This is a genomic window from Xenorhabdus innexi (assembly GCF_002632485.1).
GTDB lineage: Bacteria > Pseudomonadota > Gammaproteobacteria > Enterobacterales > Enterobacteriaceae > Xenorhabdus > Xenorhabdus innexi.
In genome coordinates, this window is record NZ_NIBU01000043.1 from 16,031 (window position 1) to 31,883 (window position 15,853).

The 15,853-nt window shown below is 42.4% G+C and carries 15 protein-coding genes; 11 read left to right on the forward strand and 4 right to left on the reverse strand.

Features of this window, described 5'->3' with window-relative positions:
- Positions 1–106: 106 nt before the first annotated feature.
- From aceK to aceB, 3 genes are all read right to left on the reverse strand, one after another.
- Entirely contained in the window at positions 107–1,840 is a 1,734-nt protein-coding gene (aceK, locus tag Xinn_RS14865; protein WP_086954134.1) for a bifunctional isocitrate dehydrogenase kinase/phosphatase, read from the reverse strand.
- A 76-nt stretch (positions 1,841–1,916) separates the two neighbouring features.
- Positions 1,917–3,224 (reverse strand): isocitrate lyase, encoded by a 1,308-nt coding sequence (gene aceA / locus Xinn_RS14870; RefSeq protein ID WP_086954135.1) that lies wholly within the window; start codon positions 3,222–3,224, stop codon positions 1,917–1,919.
- Positions 3,225–3,287: 63 nt separating this feature from the next.
- A complete protein-coding gene (aceB, locus tag Xinn_RS14875; RefSeq protein WP_086954136.1) occupies positions 3,288–4,886 on the reverse strand; it encodes a malate synthase A in 1,599 nt (532 codons plus the stop codon).
- Between the two features lie 509 nt (positions 4,887–5,395).
- On the opposite strand from aceB, the gene Xinn_RS14880 reads away from it, so the two are divergent.
- The 3 genes from Xinn_RS14880 to Xinn_RS14890 all read left to right on the forward strand — a co-directional run bounded on the left by Xinn_RS14880 (position 5,396) and on the right by Xinn_RS14890 (position 7,844).
- Entirely contained in the window at positions 5,396–6,613 is a 1,218-nt protein-coding gene (locus Xinn_RS14880; RefSeq protein ID WP_086954137.1) for a tyrosine-type recombinase/integrase, read from the forward strand.
- 127 nt (positions 6,614–6,740) lie between these two features.
- Positions 6,741–7,022 carry a helix-turn-helix transcriptional regulator gene (locus Xinn_RS14885; protein WP_086954138.1) on the forward strand — a complete coding sequence of 94 codons (282 nt, stop codon included), beginning with the start codon at positions 6,741–6,743 and terminating at the stop codon, positions 7,020–7,022.
- A gap of 18 nt (positions 7,023–7,040) precedes the next feature.
- Positions 7,041–7,844 (forward strand): antA/AntB antirepressor family protein, encoded by an 804-nt coding sequence (locus tag Xinn_RS14890; RefSeq protein WP_086954139.1) that lies wholly within the window; start codon positions 7,041–7,043, stop codon positions 7,842–7,844.
- A gap of 340 nt (positions 7,845–8,184) precedes the next feature.
- On the opposite strand, the gene Xinn_RS14895 is transcribed toward Xinn_RS14890, so the two are convergent.
- Positions 8,185–8,367 (reverse strand): YlcI/YnfO family protein, encoded by a 183-nt coding sequence (locus Xinn_RS14895; protein ID WP_086954140.1) that lies wholly within the window; start codon positions 8,365–8,367, stop codon positions 8,185–8,187.
- Between the two features lie 190 nt (positions 8,368–8,557).
- Here Xinn_RS14895 and Xinn_RS23155 point away from each other — a divergent pair, with 190 nt between their 5' ends.
- The 8 genes from Xinn_RS23155 to Xinn_RS14930 form a co-directional block, all read left to right on the forward strand.
- The gene (locus tag Xinn_RS23155) at positions 8,558–8,683 is read left to right on the forward strand and encodes a hypothetical protein (protein WP_280176147.1); all 126 of its coding nucleotides are present in this window, start codon (positions 8,558–8,560) and stop codon (positions 8,681–8,683) included.
- The gene (locus Xinn_RS14900) at positions 8,676–9,038 is read left to right on the forward strand and encodes a hypothetical protein (RefSeq protein WP_086954141.1); all 363 of its coding nucleotides are present in this window, start codon (positions 8,676–8,678) and stop codon (positions 9,036–9,038) included. Before Xinn_RS23155 ends, Xinn_RS14900 begins: the two co-directional genes overlap by 8 nt.
- 3 nt (positions 9,039–9,041) lie before the next feature.
- Positions 9,042–11,474, forward strand: coding sequence for a primase-like DNA-binding domain-containing protein (locus Xinn_RS14905; RefSeq protein WP_099137675.1), 2,433 nt, complete (start codon positions 9,042–9,044; stop codon positions 11,472–11,474).
- Between the two features lie 327 nt (positions 11,475–11,801).
- Positions 11,802–12,719 (forward strand): hypothetical protein, encoded by a 918-nt coding sequence (locus Xinn_RS14910; protein WP_086954142.1) that lies wholly within the window; start codon positions 11,802–11,804, stop codon positions 12,717–12,719.
- Complete coding sequence (locus tag Xinn_RS14915) at positions 12,716–13,111, forward strand: DUF1240 domain-containing protein (protein ID WP_086954143.1); 396 nt, start codon at positions 12,716–12,718, stop codon at positions 13,109–13,111. The genes Xinn_RS14910 and Xinn_RS14915 overlap by 4 nt, the downstream gene beginning before the upstream one ends.
- Before the next feature lie 124 nt (positions 13,112–13,235).
- Positions 13,236–14,387, forward strand: a complete 1,152-nt coding sequence (locus tag Xinn_RS14920) for a phage major capsid protein (protein ID WP_086954144.1) — start codon at positions 13,236–13,238, stop codon at positions 14,385–14,387.
- Between the two features lie 44 nt (positions 14,388–14,431).
- Positions 14,432–14,980: an HK97 family phage prohead protease gene (locus tag Xinn_RS14925; protein ID WP_086954145.1), complete on the forward strand. Its 549-nt coding sequence runs from the start codon at positions 14,432–14,434 to the stop codon at positions 14,978–14,980.
- A 2-nt stretch (positions 14,981–14,982) separates the two neighbouring features.
- Positions 14,983–15,853: phage portal protein (locus Xinn_RS14930; protein ID WP_099137676.1), on the forward strand; the 871-nt coding region annotated here is incomplete at its 3' end.

Here is a 15,853-nt window from a genome sequence, read left to right on the forward strand (position 1 = left end):
TTAGCCAAGTAGTTTTTCAAATTGCGGAAATTCTATTATTTCAATGAGTTTACTTGTTCGTTCAAGAAGCTTACTCGTTTGAATTTCCGCAAATATCCTTCTTCTTTCAGGCTACCTCGGCATCACGCTGACTGAATCTTTGCCTGAGGCGATAAGCGAAAACATCTTCTACATATCCGTTTTTTATCCTCTCCTGTAATGCACGCCAATAATCAGCCTTAAAGAGATCGCCATGAAATTCTTCAAAATATTGACGGACACGCTTATCACTACATAAAAAATGCCGGAATTCCTCTGGAAAAACGTCATTAGGACTTACGCTGTACCACGGTTCACTGGCAAGTTCATCTTCTGGATAACGCGCCGGAGGAATATCCCTGAAATTCACTTCGGTCATATAACAGATTTCGTCATAATCGTAGAAAATCACCCGTCCGTGGCGTGTCACGCCAAAATTCTTAAATAGCATGTCTCCCGGGAAGATATTCGCTGCCGCAAGTTGCTTGATCGCATTCCCGTACTCTTCAACAGCATCTTTCAGACTATCTTCATCAACCTGCTCCATGTATATATTCAGCGGGAGCATTTTTCGTTCCATATAAAGATGTTTTATCAAGATCTTATCCCCCAGATCTTCAATCTTCTCAGGGATCTCTTTTTGTATTTCATCCATTAATTCAGGGCTGATATGCCGTTTATCGATAACAAAATTTTCAAACTCCTGCGTATCAGCCATTCTTCCGACACGATCATGCTCCTTGACTAACCGGTAACATTCCTGAACTCTCTCCTGAGAAACCTCTTTCTGTGGCGCAAACTTGTCTTTTATAACCTTAAATACACGGTCGAAAGAAGGAGATGTGAAAACCAGCATAACCATGCCTTTCACCCCCGGCGCAATAACAAACTGCTCCTGAGATGAATTAATAAATGTCAGATATTCACGGTAATATTCTGTTTTTCCATGTTTTTGGCAACCAATTGCCATGTAAAGCTCCGCTGTCGATTTGGCTGGTAAAATTTCGCGTAACCATTCGACCATCGCTGCCGGTAACGGGGCATAAACCATAAAGTAAGAGCGGGCAAAACCAAAAACGATACTGGCATCATCATGGTTCGTCAGACAGGTATCAATAAAAATTCTGCCTGATTCGTTATGATGGATAGGCAGTAAAAATGGGTAAGCCTCTGTACACAGCCTTATTTTTCCCACCAGCCAGGCTGCCTTATTACGATAGAATAATTCGTTGGCAATCTGAAATGTCGCCTGCCGTAAATCATTTCGGGGAAATGCGTTTTGTAAGTACTGCGTGATATAACTAATATCCCTGCCTAAATCTTCCCATTTCAGACGCAATGGTAAATCTTTTAAAATCGCCCGTAGCATCGTTTCAAGATCGGCATCAGGAAAAAAATCCCGCGATAGCGGACGTGGAATATGGCGAAAACGGCGTGGTGGCTGCGAAGAAAAGATAAATAAATTTTCCTGCTTCAAATTACGATGCTGAAATAATCGGCAATAAACTGAGTTAAAGAAACTTTCTGCAATTTCAAAGCGGGGATAATCCGGTAACAGGCGGGTATAAACCGCTTTTATTTTAGCGATATACTCCTGATCATACAGCCGTGAACCACGAATACACTTCAACTGTTCAACCACCAAGCCTACATGATGATCGTACAGATTGATCCTCTTCTTCATAGCCTGCTGCACTGCGTGCCAGTCTGCCTGCTCAAAACGCTGTTGCGCGCCAGATGTTACTTCCAGAAACCTGCCATATTGCGCATCAAATCCCTGAAGAATAGTCTGGGCAATTAAATGAGCTAAGTCTGTTTCCATGCTGCCCCCTTGCTCTGATGCGTAAAGGGGAACCCTTGACGGAATCCCCCAAAATGATATCAACGTTATACAGAAATCAGAATTGCTGCTCTTCGGTTGAGCCGGTCAGAGCGGTAACAGAAGAAGTTCCTCCCTGTATAATGGTGGTTACTTTATCAAAGTAACCCGTGCCCACTTCCTGCTGGTGTGATGAGAAAGTGTAACCACGCTCAAGTGAAGCAAACTCAGGCTCCTGAACTTTCTCAACATAGTGTTTCATTCCTTCGCCACGAGCATAGTCATATGCCAAATCAAACATGTTGAACCACATGCTATGAATACCAGCCAAAGTAATAAACTGGAATTTATATCCCAACTCGGAAAGCTGTTCCTGAAAGCTGGCAATGGTTTTATCATCCAGATTCTTTTTCCAGTTAAAAGATGGAGAGCAATTATATGCCAGTAATTTTCCGGGATATTCAGCGTGAATTGCTTCGGCAAAACGACGGGCGGCTTCAATATCTGGAGTCGATGTTTCACACCAGACAACATCAGCATATGGAGCATAAGCCAGCCCACGGCTGATAGCTTGCTCAATACCTGCACGTGTGCAGAAGAAACCTTCACAGGTTCGTTTGCCTGTAAGAAACTCGCTGTCATAGGGATCGCAATCAGATGTCAGCAAATCAGCTGCATCAGCATCAGTACGAGCGATAAGGAGAGTCGGCACGCCTGATACGTCCGCAGCTAAACGAGCAGCCACTAATTTCTGGATAGCTTCCTGAGTTGGTACCAGAACTTTGCCTCCCATATGCCCACATTTCTTCACTGCTGCTAACTGATCTTCAAAATGGACAGCCGCGGCTCCAGCTTCAATCATTGCTTTCATCAGTTCAAAAGCATTCAGGACGCCACCAAATCCAGCTTCGGCATCGGCCACAATCGGCAGAAAATAATCCGTGTATTCTACGCTATCAGGGCCAATGCCATTTGCCCATTGGATCTGATCTGCGCGGCGGAAACTATTATTGATACGCTTAATGACATTTGGGACGGAGTCAACCGGATAGAGCGATTGGTCAGGATACATACTGGAAGCTGTGTTGGCATCAGCCGCAACCTGCCAGCCAGAAAGGTAAACGGCCTCAATTCCGGCTTTAGCCTGCTGAAGTGCCTGCCCGCCAGTCAGTGCACCCAGCGCGTTTACATAACCTTTTTTAGATTTTCCATTCAGCAATTCCCATAACTTTTTCGCACCCATTTGAGCCAAAGTATGTTCAGGATTGACTGAACCACGTAATTTAATAACATCTTCAGCTCCGTATGGTCGATTAATGCCTTCCCAGCGTGCTTTTTTCCATTCTTGCTCTAATTGAGTGATTTGTTGTGCTCGAGAAACAGTCATGATCCTATACTTCCTATTCTGAATTAATTGAATATGAATTTTATTGGTTGGATGTTGTTTAAATCAGTCAAGTAATTGATAACCTGGCAAAGTCAGAAAATCGACGAGTTCATCTTGGGTAGTGATCCGTTTCATCAGTTCAGAAGCTTCCATAAACTTTCCTTTGTGAAAACGCATCTCTCCAACTTCTTGCTTAATGACAGCCAGTTCTTCTTTCAGCATCTGGTTGAACAGCTCTTTAGTCACTTTTTGACCATTGGTCAACGACTTTTCATGGTGAATCCATTGCCAGATCGAGGTACGGGAAATTTCTGCTGTCGCGGCATCTTCCATCAGACCATAGATCGGCACACAACCATTCCCTGAAATCCACGCTTCTATATACTGAACAGCGACACGGATATTGGCCCGCATTCCTTCTTCGGTTCTTTCTCCCTGGCTCGGTTCAAGCAATTGCTCCGCAGTGATTTCTTCATCTTCCTCGCGGGAAACCATCAGTTGATTTGGCTTATCACCCAGTTTTGAATTGAATACTTCCATTGCAATATCGGCAAGACCGGGGTGTGCAACCCACGTACCGTCATGCCCATTATTCGCTTCCAGCTCTTTATCAGCCCTGACTTTATCCAGAACTTTCTGGTTCTGCTCAGGATCTTTGCTCGGTATAAATGCGGACATACCACCCATAGCAAAGGCACCGCGTCTATGGCAGGTTTTAATCAATAAACGGGAATAAGCACTCAGGAACGGCTGCATCATAGTGACAGACTGACGATCGGGTAAGACACGATCCGCATGATTTTTCAGTGTTTTGATATAACTGAAGATATAATCCCAACGACCACAGTTCAGGCCGACAATGTGGTGACGCAGGTGATAGAGGATTTCATCCATCTGGAACACGGCTGGCAAAGTTTCGATCAAAACAGTCGCTTTAATCGTACCTTTTGGCAAATTGAAACGTTCTTCCGCAAAACTGAAAACATCACTCCACCACTGCGCTTCATGGTAGCTCTGGAGCTTAGGTAAATAGAAATAAGGGCCGCTACCTTTCTCCATTAATTGCTTATAATTCAAAGAGAAATAAAGTGCAAAATCGAATAACCCGCCAGAAATGGGTTCATTTTTATAAAGGATGTGCTTCTCTGACAGATGTAATCCCCTGACACGAGCAATCAATACCGCAGGATCAGATTTTAATTCATAACGTTTACCTTGCTCATTGGTGTATGAAATGGTTCCATTAACTGCATCCCGCAAGTTAATTTGGCCATCAATAACCTTATCCCAGCTTGGTGCCAAAGAATCTTCAAAGTCCGCCATAAATACTTTAACGTTAGCATTCAGGGCATTGATGACCATTTTTCGTTCTACAGGCCCAGTGATCTCAACCCGACGATCTTTTAGATCATCAGGAATTCCTTGAATTTTCCAATCGCCATTTCTAATGGAAGATGTTTCCGAAATAAATTTCGGTAGGTTCCCGTTATCTATTTTCTGCTGCCAATGTATACGATCTTCTAGTAATTTGCTGCGTCTGTCAGAAAAGTTAACGACTAAATCTTCCAGAAAACCAATAGATTCAGATGATAAAACCTTCTTCTCAGTATCAGAAAAAGGTTTTATAAAGGTTAATGCTGTTTCCAATACTTGCTGCGTCATCACCAATTCCTCACCTTAAAGGGTTCACTCAGGTAAGAATAATCAATATAAAAAATAAATCAAAAACAGTTTCCATTATTTCAATAAATTAAATTATATCCATTAAAATCAATTAATTAATTTCATTTTTCGCAAAAACAAACCGGGAATTTAATTCCAAAACAGAAAAACAAAACAGTTAACTTTTTGTTATCTATAAAAATTCGGAAAAACAGATAATTGATGGCGAATAAATAAAAATTTAAAAAATGAGAGATAACTCGATTCAGTTTATTCTCATTTTTAACAATGTTTATAGTTCATTCAATCTAAGGAGGGATTCATGTGGGTCAGATCATACGGTGTTGTATTCCTTCATGTTTCCCTGCGTGCATGAGTTTCCATAATTACATTACAAATCAACAGGATAACCAAAAATAAACACTGTATATTGTTCCAGTGTTTATTGACGTTTTTCCACTTTTGCAGCACACTGTGTATAAACATTTGTATAAACATTTTGAGTGATCATGACGGCAGAACTAAACAAGCTCAGTGACAAAAAACTTAAAAGCCTATACGGAAAAGAAAGAAGAAATATTGAGTTTTTTGCCGATGGTGCAGGACTGAGTGCAAAAGCATCTAAATCTGGTGGTATCAGCTGGGTTTTTACCTATCGACTTGATGGTAAAAAATTAAACCGCCTAACCATTGGGCGATATCCTGATATCAGCCTCAAGCAAGCTCGTGAAATGCGAGATAAATGCCGTAACTGGTTGGCTTCTGGTAAAGATCCAAAGCTACAGTTTGACTTAGATATGCAAGAGTCATTAAAGCCAGTCACCGTAAAAGATGCTATCGAGTATTGGATAAAAAATTATGGAAGAGATAACCGTGTAAGCATTGATAAGCACATAGCTCAACTCAATAAATATATTTATCCAAATATTGGTAATATGGCACTATCCGACTGCGAAACTCGCTATTGGATTCAATGCTTTGATGATATAAAAAAGAAATCACCTGTCTCCGCTGGAAACGTATTCCAATTATGCAAACAAGCCTTAAAATTTTGCCGCGTAAGGAAATTCGCTATTAGTAATGCCTTGGATGATTTAACCATTCCAGATGTGGGTAAAGTACAAAATAAAATCGATAGATTTTTAACTGATAATGAGTTAGGTCAATTATGGAGATCTGTAAGCACAAATACTCACATGCCTTATTACAATAACTTATTAACAATCTTGATTGTGTTTGGCTGTAGAACTCAAGAGGCTAGGTTATCTAAATGTTCGGAATGGGATTTTCACTCAATGCAGTGGACTGTTCCAAAGGAACACAGTAAGTCCGGTGGTAAAATCATTCGCCCAATACCAGCATATATGACGCAATTTTTAGAAAAGCTTATCTACCAAAATCATAAAAGCAGTTATTTGCTTGGTGAGCTAAAAGATGGTTCAACAGTGGCGAAGTATGGGATAAAAATATGGAAAAAATTGGGCCATACGGAAAAATGGACATTACATGATTTAAGGCGCACCTTAGCAACTAAGTTAAATGATATGGGCATAGCACCTCATGTAGTTGAGCAACTGTTAGGTCATGCCTTGCCGGGTATCATGGCAATATACAACAAGAGCCAATACCTACCAGAGAAGCTAGATGCTTTAAGCAAGTGGTGTGAGAGATTGGATGTGTTAGCGGGTAATTATGAGAATGTGGTTATATTAAAAGCAGCTCAATAATGAGAATGAATGCGTTTGATGGCTAGCATAGGCATTGTGATATACATGTAACAAATGCGCATTGATTTCTTAATAATTTCCATTAAGTAAAATACCCTCACAAAAACAATGAAACAGTGAGGGTAACATGACCATTCAATACAACACTCCAACACCTGAAGAGCGCCGCTCTATTCTTTCCGAATATGGCGAACGTTATGATCGTCTGATCCGTGAAAAGGAACGCCAGCACATTACCTCTATTTCCAGAACATCAGCATGGAAACTGGAAAATGAAGGCCGTTTCCCTGCCCGTAAGCCATTAGGTCGCAATTCCTGTGCTTGGTTGCTCAGTGATCTGTTGCACTGGGTACGCAACCCGCCAGTAGTAGACAATGTAAATAACCCCTACAGCCGAAAATCAAATTAATTAAAACAGGGTAAAAATATGACATCTAAAAATATGGCCTTAAATGGTCAGGAACTCGCTCACTCTAAAACCAGCCAGAAGAATATTAGCGAATTATCTTTTGCTGAAATGTTGCCTGTTATTCAAGGCAATATTAACGGGCAATTAGTTAATAGTGTAAGTGCAAAGTCATTGCATAAGGCATTAGGTGTTAAGCGTAACTTTTCTGCATGGATGAGTGACAGAATTAATCAATATGAATTTATTGAGGGACGGGATTATTCCATTGTGGAGAATTTGAGCTACCCAAATTCGGATAGCGCAAAATCCAGACAGCAATTAACTAAAGACTATCATGTCATCATTAATACAGCCAAAGAACTGGCAATGGTCGAGCGTACTGAACAAGGTCGCTTAATCCGCCAGTATTTTATCAAGTGCGAGGAGGCGTTACACAAAGTTGCCCCAATCGTCACTAAACAGCTACGAAATGAGCTTAAGTCACGCCTAAAAGTAGCAAACTACTTTAAACCTATGTGTTCAGCGTTGGAAATGGCGCGGATGGAGCAGGGAAAAATCACAAAACCAACTCATTACAGCAACGAATCCAATATGTTGAGTCGTATTATTCTGGCTGGTCTGACAGCGAAACAATGGGCGCAACAGCACGGTATTATTGGCAATCCTCGTGATGCGATGAGCGAGTTACAGCTTGAGCACCTTTCTTATCTGGAGCAGACCAACACTACGCTGATTGAATTAGGGATGGATTATCACGTCCGTAAAGACAAGCTAACAGGACTATCCCAGAAATGGCTAGCGCAGCGTGTAGGGGCGAACTGATGAATGCCTGCCAGATGAATCACTCTCTACTGGCTGGCGCAATGGTTACTCTGCCGATTACTAAAACATCAGTAAGCCAATCAGCCGAATTTTCGTCCGGTTACTCAGCCAAATTTTCGGCTCAGTTCCAATCGGCGGAATTTTTCGCTGATGGGTATGAGGAATATTTCTCACACCTACGGCAACTTATTGATTTTATACCCTCCTCAATTTTGAGGGGGCTAAATCGAATATTAGATAACCGGACTTTGCGATCTTCTCTGAGTGGAGTGCAAAAAGAAAAGGATAGCACGGCGAATGCCACCCTTTGCACCAAAGGACAAAAAAGTCCTTTGACTGATTATTGCTCAGATGATGCTTTGGTTTTACGCTGGCGGCGTTTGATTTCACCTTGTAATGCAGTGACGATAAATTGCCCCGTGCTTTCACCATCGTTCTTCAATGCTTCTATTGCTTCGACAACTTCATGTGGTGCTCTAGCTTGTATCTTTTGTGATTTGTTATTTATGTGGTTTCTTGTCATATCTAGGTTTCCGCGTTTTATATGTAATCCAGTATACACCAAAGAAATAACAAATAAATACTTGATGTGTACTCCACTTAGTGGCTATACTGTACTCCACTTGAATGTTGTAGCATTCAAAAATAACAAAGCCCAGCAGTGTTGTAGCACTAGCTGGGCTTCTAACCACAATGTAAAGGGGTCTTACATCATGGCTATTCAACAGCATACCCAAACTCGCCTTAAATTTACATTCCTAATTGCATCAGGCACTCAGCGACTGGTGGATATTCATCCTATGCGCCTTATCTCCGTTCAGGGGGTAAGCCATGTTTAAGATCATTATCACCACCACAAATCAGCATACTGGCGAGATAAAAAAAGAAACAATCCGTTACAAATACAAGACATTGCGCGGTGCGGAGAAAGCCGCCATGCGTATTCGTCATTCTTGCATACCAGATGATAAATCTATCGACGTTGAAATAGTCAGAGTATATGAAAGCCGATCACCTATTTCACTTTCTCAGGCCATGCACAATACGGGGCTGGCAACTTCTTTATTTGGCGTCATTCTCGAAAAGGCCAAAGACGAATGCTCTATCGATTTAAATAACTTAATTGCGCTGGCCTGTGATATCAATCAAGACGTCTATCACGCATTGTGTACGGCTGTTTATGGAGAGGAATAAATCATGAGTCAACGTTCCTCACAGCCTAAAAGCCCTATGGGAATCCGCCCGATAGACGTTATCCGAAGCGTGAAACAATCCGCCATGAATCACTGGCAAAGCCTGTTGCCAGCCTGCGGTGTTGATGTTCCGGCAAAAGGGAAGCATGGCGCTTGCCCGATATGCGGCGGTACTGACCGTTTTCACTTTATAGACGATAGCCATCATGGCGACTGGCATTGTCGCAAGTGTGAGCAACCCAATCATGGTGATGGTCTGGATTTAGTGGCAAGAGCCAAAGGTATCACTATCCTAACCGCCGCTAAGCAGATTGCTGATGTACTGGCAATGCCATTACCTGAACCTATATTCAAACCAGTTAAAGAACAGCCCCGAACAGTGAAACCCATTGCGGAACGGATCGCGGTACTGGTGGAAAAATCGATTAGGGGAGAATCTCAATATCTGGCGAAAAAGGGGCTGCAATGCCCCAATCAGCGGCTATTGCCGGATGGTTCTCTATTGTTGGTGATTCAGACACTGAACGACACCAATACGGGCGCACAAATCATCAAGCCTAACGGCGAAAAACGCCTTGTTTCCGGTACACAGAAAAAAGGGAGCTTTATTCCGGTATCTGAAATAACCGGAACGCCGGACACCATTATCATTACCGAAGGTTACGCGACAGCACTAACTGTCAGCCAGTTACATAATGGCGTGGTACTGGCTGCCATTGATGAAAGTAATTTACTAACCGTGGCTGAATTGACCAGAAAACAGTGGCCTGAATCGAGAATTATCCTTGCCGCCGATAATGATTGGCACTCACAAGGCGAACGGGACAAAAACGGCAAGCTTAAAAAGAATGTGGGCAAAATAGCGGCAGAAAAGACCGCTCAAGCGATTAATGGCTGGGTAACGTTACCGCCAACGGAATATAAAGCCGACTGGGATGATTATCGTCAGCATCACGGCATAGAAGTAGCAAAGCAGGCATTCAGAAACGGGTTATATCAGGTTAGGGAGAAAAAACTCATGGAAGCAGAAGCGGCAGTGATCCACGAAACTAAGCCAAAAAAGGCCAATAACAATCTGGCACAAATGGCAGCCAGTCAACGCGGGGCATTGCTGGTTGAGCATTACAAAAAAATCGCGGTACATGCTGAAAGCGAAGCGGTTTATCACTATAACGGTACAACATGGGAAACCGTATCAGATAACGAGCTACGTCGCGCAATGGTGGCAATCTTCAATCAGCATGAAACGCCGTATAGTCCAAATGGGATCAATAACGCTATCAATGCCATGAAATTACAAATTCCGGTCATTGGTGAACAACGCCACGAGTTAATTGGGTTCAATAATGGTGTATATGATCTGTCTGAAAAAGCATTCAAATCACATCAGCCGGAACACTGGTTAATGAACCATAATGGCATTGAGTTTACCCAGCCTGCTATCGGTGAAAACTTACCGACACATGCGCCTCATTTTTATTGCTGGCTCTCCCATTCAGCGGGGAACGATGAGAATAAGATGGCACGCATTAACGCCGCGTTGTTTATGATTCTGGCAAACCGTTATGACTGGCAGCTATTTATTGAAGTGACAGGCGAAGGTGGCAGCGGTAAAAGCGTATTTACGTATATCGCTACCTTACTGGCAGGTGAACATAATACCGCCAGTGGCAATATGAGAGCACTGGATGAAGCGAGAGGCCGTTATCAATTTGTCGGCAAGAGCTTAATTACGTTACCCGATCAGGTTAAATATGTCGGTGAAGGGGCAGGTATTAAGGCCATTACAGGCGGCGACCTGATTGAAGTTGACGGAAAATATGAGAAGCAATTTTCTACCATCATCAAAGCCGTGGTATTAGCCACCAATAACGAACCGATGAGCTTTACCGAACGCAATGGCGGTATTGCACGGCGGCGGGTGATATTTCCGTTCAATATTCCGGTCAAAGAGTCCGAGAAAGATTCACAATTGCCGGAGAAAATCAGTCGAGAACTGCCGGTGATTATCCGACACTTATTAGACGAATTTGCCGACCAGAATAAGGCTAAGAAATTACTACAGATGCAACGTGATTCCAGCGAAGCATTAACGGTAAAATGTGGTTCTGATCCTCTCTATCATTTTTGCGGTTATTTGATATCCGTGGATGATGCAGCCGGAATGAAGATGGGCAATAAGAACATCAGCCCACGCGCACCAAGAATATATCTTTATCACGCCTATCTCTCTTTTATGGATGCGCACGGTTTTGAACGTCCGTTAACACTGACAAAATTTGGTGAGTCAATACCAAAAATTATGCTGGAATACCGAAAAGATTATCGGAAGGTGAGAACAATGAAAGGCTATTCTTATAATGTCTCGTTGTCGGAAGAAGCGGAAGAATGGCTTCCTGCTTTACCTGAGCGTAAGAATCTTAGTATTGCGTCATAATAAGTTTTTATATTTAACTGTACATACTGTGCATTGAATACTGTATTTTTCTGATTTTAAATATAAAAATAGAATGTATAGTTATTATTCAACTATACATTTACTATGCACTCTATACATAGCCTGAATTAACAGATGAATAGTTAATGAATACACTATGAATTGCTGTAAACCCTGATATAACAAGGCATTCAGACGATTATGTATAGCGTGTACAGTTGATAGCCTTAAAAAGATTTTTAGGGGGGCTGACGGGGAATAATTATTTTTATAAACGTAATTATGATTCTTGTAATTGTTAAACGTGAAATAGTATGGAGAGCTTAAATGACACGAAGAAAAGATTATAATCCCACTTGGGAGGGGTATTTGGGTGATTACTTAAATGGAAAAGTGGGAATCAACCAGCTAAAACCTCAGCATGAGTTTTTTGATAGCTTAGGATTAGAAAAGGTATTACGTGATAATACGGAATATCACTTTTTACTGACATTAGCTCAAGCTCAAAGCATTATTGCAGATATTAATCCTAGCCCTCCACAAAATCCAAATTATGGCGAATCACTGGCAAGAGGGGAGGGAGACAAGAAAAAAAATCCTATGTCCCATGTATTTTCTATCACAGATCCTATTTCCCCTTATGCGGGGAATATCTATGATTCGCGTGGATTTTCTGATGTTTGCCGAGAGTTTCAGAGGTTAAGTATCAAAGCGACAACACATATAGGAAAAGATGGACGTGCATATATTCATTTGTCGGGACGTGCAGGTCTTAGGAATCTTGTCAGGGGAACACGATACGGTGCTACTCATCCTCAAATGTTAGGAATGGGGATAGGACAACAGGGACTTAATGCTAGCATTGTTAAAGGTGTTAGGTTTTGCATCATTTTTTCTATTGGCTACCGAGTGGTAGAAAGCCTTTTTAAGGATGAATATACCTTAGCCGATTTTATCGGCAATATAACAATTGATATGGCGAAAACAGCAATTACTGCGGCTGCTTCTTGGACTGTAGGTACAGTTTTAACTGCAACAGCCGTTGTCGGTGGTAGTATTATTGCTGTTGCCGGACTAGTTTTGCTTACTGGTATCTTGGTAGCTTATGGTTTAGATATGCTTGATAAACAATATGGAATAAGTGAAAAATTAATAGCTCTTTTAAAAGAGCAAAGGGACAGAAAACCAAGAGCACCAGAAGCAGACTTACGAATTTTCTTTAATGGATTAGGAAGGATGAGGTGAATAGTAAATATTTAAAAGCATTTGGCGTATTGATATTGTTATTGTTTATGACATTTATGATGTACTTAGTCATTGAATCTGCTGTTTCATTAATACTAATGAAAGACGAGATAACATTTTCTAGCGCAGTTATCATATGTATTATGTCTTTCCCTCTATTATTTTACTCTCTATCAGGCTCTATTTTTTTCTTTCTCTTTGACAGGCTGCCTAAATTTAATAAGATTATTGTTAAATATTTGTCCATATTGATGCTTGCATCATTTGTTGTTAGTTTTCCTATTTCTTTTTACGTTAGCTATAAGTTAAAAAATGATGGTTATTTGACATGTGATAAAATATCGTGGATGTCACCAACCACTTATGTAAAAGATTTATCACTTTGTAAGTAAAAAGTTTTGTAAATGTTTTGTTCTTATGTTTTATCATCTTTAGCCTCTAAATCTTAGAGGCTTTTTAATTATGTTTCATGGTGTTAAATAGTGTTTTCATAAAAATAAACACCCACAAAACACTATGAAAAAAATTCTCGAATTACGTCAACAAAAATCTGATTTAACCCATCAAATGCGTTCACTGCTTATCAAAGCTGAAAACGAAAAGCGTTCACTCAATACTGATGAAGCCAAACAATTCGACGAATTGCGCAGCCAATCTGATACGCTAAATACTGAAATCGCCCGTTATGAGTCACTGGCTGATGAAGAACGCAGTCAGGCAAAAATCCAGCCGACCAGCAAAAAACTCAGCAACGATGAATTACGCCACTATATTCTGACTGGCGAAACTCGTTCCTTATCTACGGGGGTTCCGTCTGAGGGCGGCTATACCGTTATCCCAGAACTGAACAAACAAATCATGCAGCAACTAACAGATGAGTCAGTCATGCGCCGGATTTGTACGGTGAAAACTACACGCAGCAACGAATATAAGCAGTTGGTTTCTGTCGGTGGCGCAGTCGTGGCACATGGGGAAGAAAACAAGACACGCGGTGAAACTGCCACACCTAAAATGGAAGAAGTCAGCATTAAGCTGTTCCCCATTTACGCCTACCCTAAAACCACACAGGAAATTATCGATTTTAGCGATGTAGATATTTTAGGTTGGCTGGCTTCTGAAATTGCTGACATATTCATTGATACCGAAGAAACGGATCTCGTCAGCGGTGACGGTAGTAAAAAAGCGAAAGGCTTCCTGTCTTATCCCCGTGATACTCAAACCGACAAAATTCGCGCGTTTGGTACATTACAAAAATTGGAAGTTACCGCACTTTCTGCCGATAGCCTGATTGACCTGAAATTCTTACTCAAGAACAAATACCGTAAAAACGCAGTCTGCGTGATGAATTCCAGCACAGCCGCGCAAGTGCAAAAACTGAAAAACGGCAATGGTGATTATATCTGGCGGGAACGTTTACAGGCGGGCGATCCCGATATGTTGCTGGGTTTGCCTATCCACTATCTTGAATTTATGCCGGAGGGTGTGATCGGTCTGGGGGACTTCAAACGCGGCTATTTTATTGTTGACCATGAAACGGGCATTCGCACCCGCCCTGACAATATCACCGAGCCGGGATTTTATAAGGTACATACCGATAAATATCTGGGGGGCGGGCTGGTGGATTCCAACGCAATTAAGATACTGGAAGTGAAAGCGTCCAGCAACTAAGCAGAAGGGGTATCGCACCCCTTTCCAAGCCTTGGAGTCCATCAATGAAGAATGATTTTGAAATCCGCACCGCTTCACTGTCTGCCAACAATAAGACGCTGACCAGCTATGTGATTAAGTGGAGCAGCCGATCACACGTACTATGGGATGAGTTTATCGAACAGTTCGTCCCGAATGCGTTTAATGCCAGCCTAACGGCGGGAGCTGATATCAGGGCGTTGTACGAGCATGACCCGATGAATTTGTTAGGTCGCACCACGTCTGGCACATTACAACTTAGCGAAGATGCCACCGGATTACGTTTCGAGTTAACGCCGCCAGATACTCAATTGGGTCGCGATGTGCTAACGCTGGTGGAACGAGGCGATATACAAGGCATGTCCTTTGGTTTTCGTACCATTAAAGATCAGTGGGATACCCGTCAGACACCTTATATCAGAACCGTATTGGAGGCTGAATTACGGGAAATCACCATAACCAGCTTACCTGCCTATCCTGAAAGTGGCGTAGAGATTGCTAGGCGTTCACTGAATGCCGCTAAACCCTGCCCTGTGGATTTGCGTCATTACTGGCTGCAACTGTCCGAGGTGTGATTATGTGGCCTTTTACACGCAAAACTCCCGAAACCCGCAGCATGAGTATTGATGAATTTCTTTCTCTGGCAGGCATGTCTAATACCAAATCGGGAGAGCATGTTTCACCTTCGACGGCAGAAGGCATACCCGCTGTGATGAATGCCGTTACGGTGATTAGCGAAGCGGTGGCCTCGATGCCTTGCTACCTCTATCGGGTTGCGCACCAAAACGGCAAAGAATCCCGCGAATGGCTGAGTGATCATCCGGTCGATTATTTACTCAATGAGTGCCCGAATGACTGCCAGACGCCATACCAATTCAAGCGAACACTGATGCGTCATTGCTTATTGAATGGCAATGCGTATGCGGTAATTGTCTGGGGGCGAGATGGTCAGCCACAGTCATTACACCCTTACCCATCGTCAGCAGTTGTACCACAACGATTATCGGATCACCGGTTCGCATATACCATCACTGAGCCTTATAGCGGCAAGGTCAAAACCTATCTACAGGAAGAAGTGTTGCATTTGCGCTATGCCACCGAAGATGGCTTTTTGGGGCGCTCTCCCGTTACTGTTTGCCGTGAAACACTGGGTTTGGGACTGGCACAGCAACGCCACGGTGCCAGCATCATGAAAGATGGCATGATGGCGGCGGGGGTGATTAAAGCCGCTGACTGGCTGGACGGAATCAAGGGAAGTAAGGCACTGGAAGCCCTCGAACGTTATAAAGGAGCGCGTAATGCCGGAAAAACGCCGATCCTTGAAGGTGGGATGGAATACCAACAGCTAAGCATGAGTAACCAAGATGCGGAATGGCTGGCCTCCCGTCGATTCACCATTGACGATATCGCCCGTATGTTCAATGTCAGCCCGATCTTTCTGCAAGAAT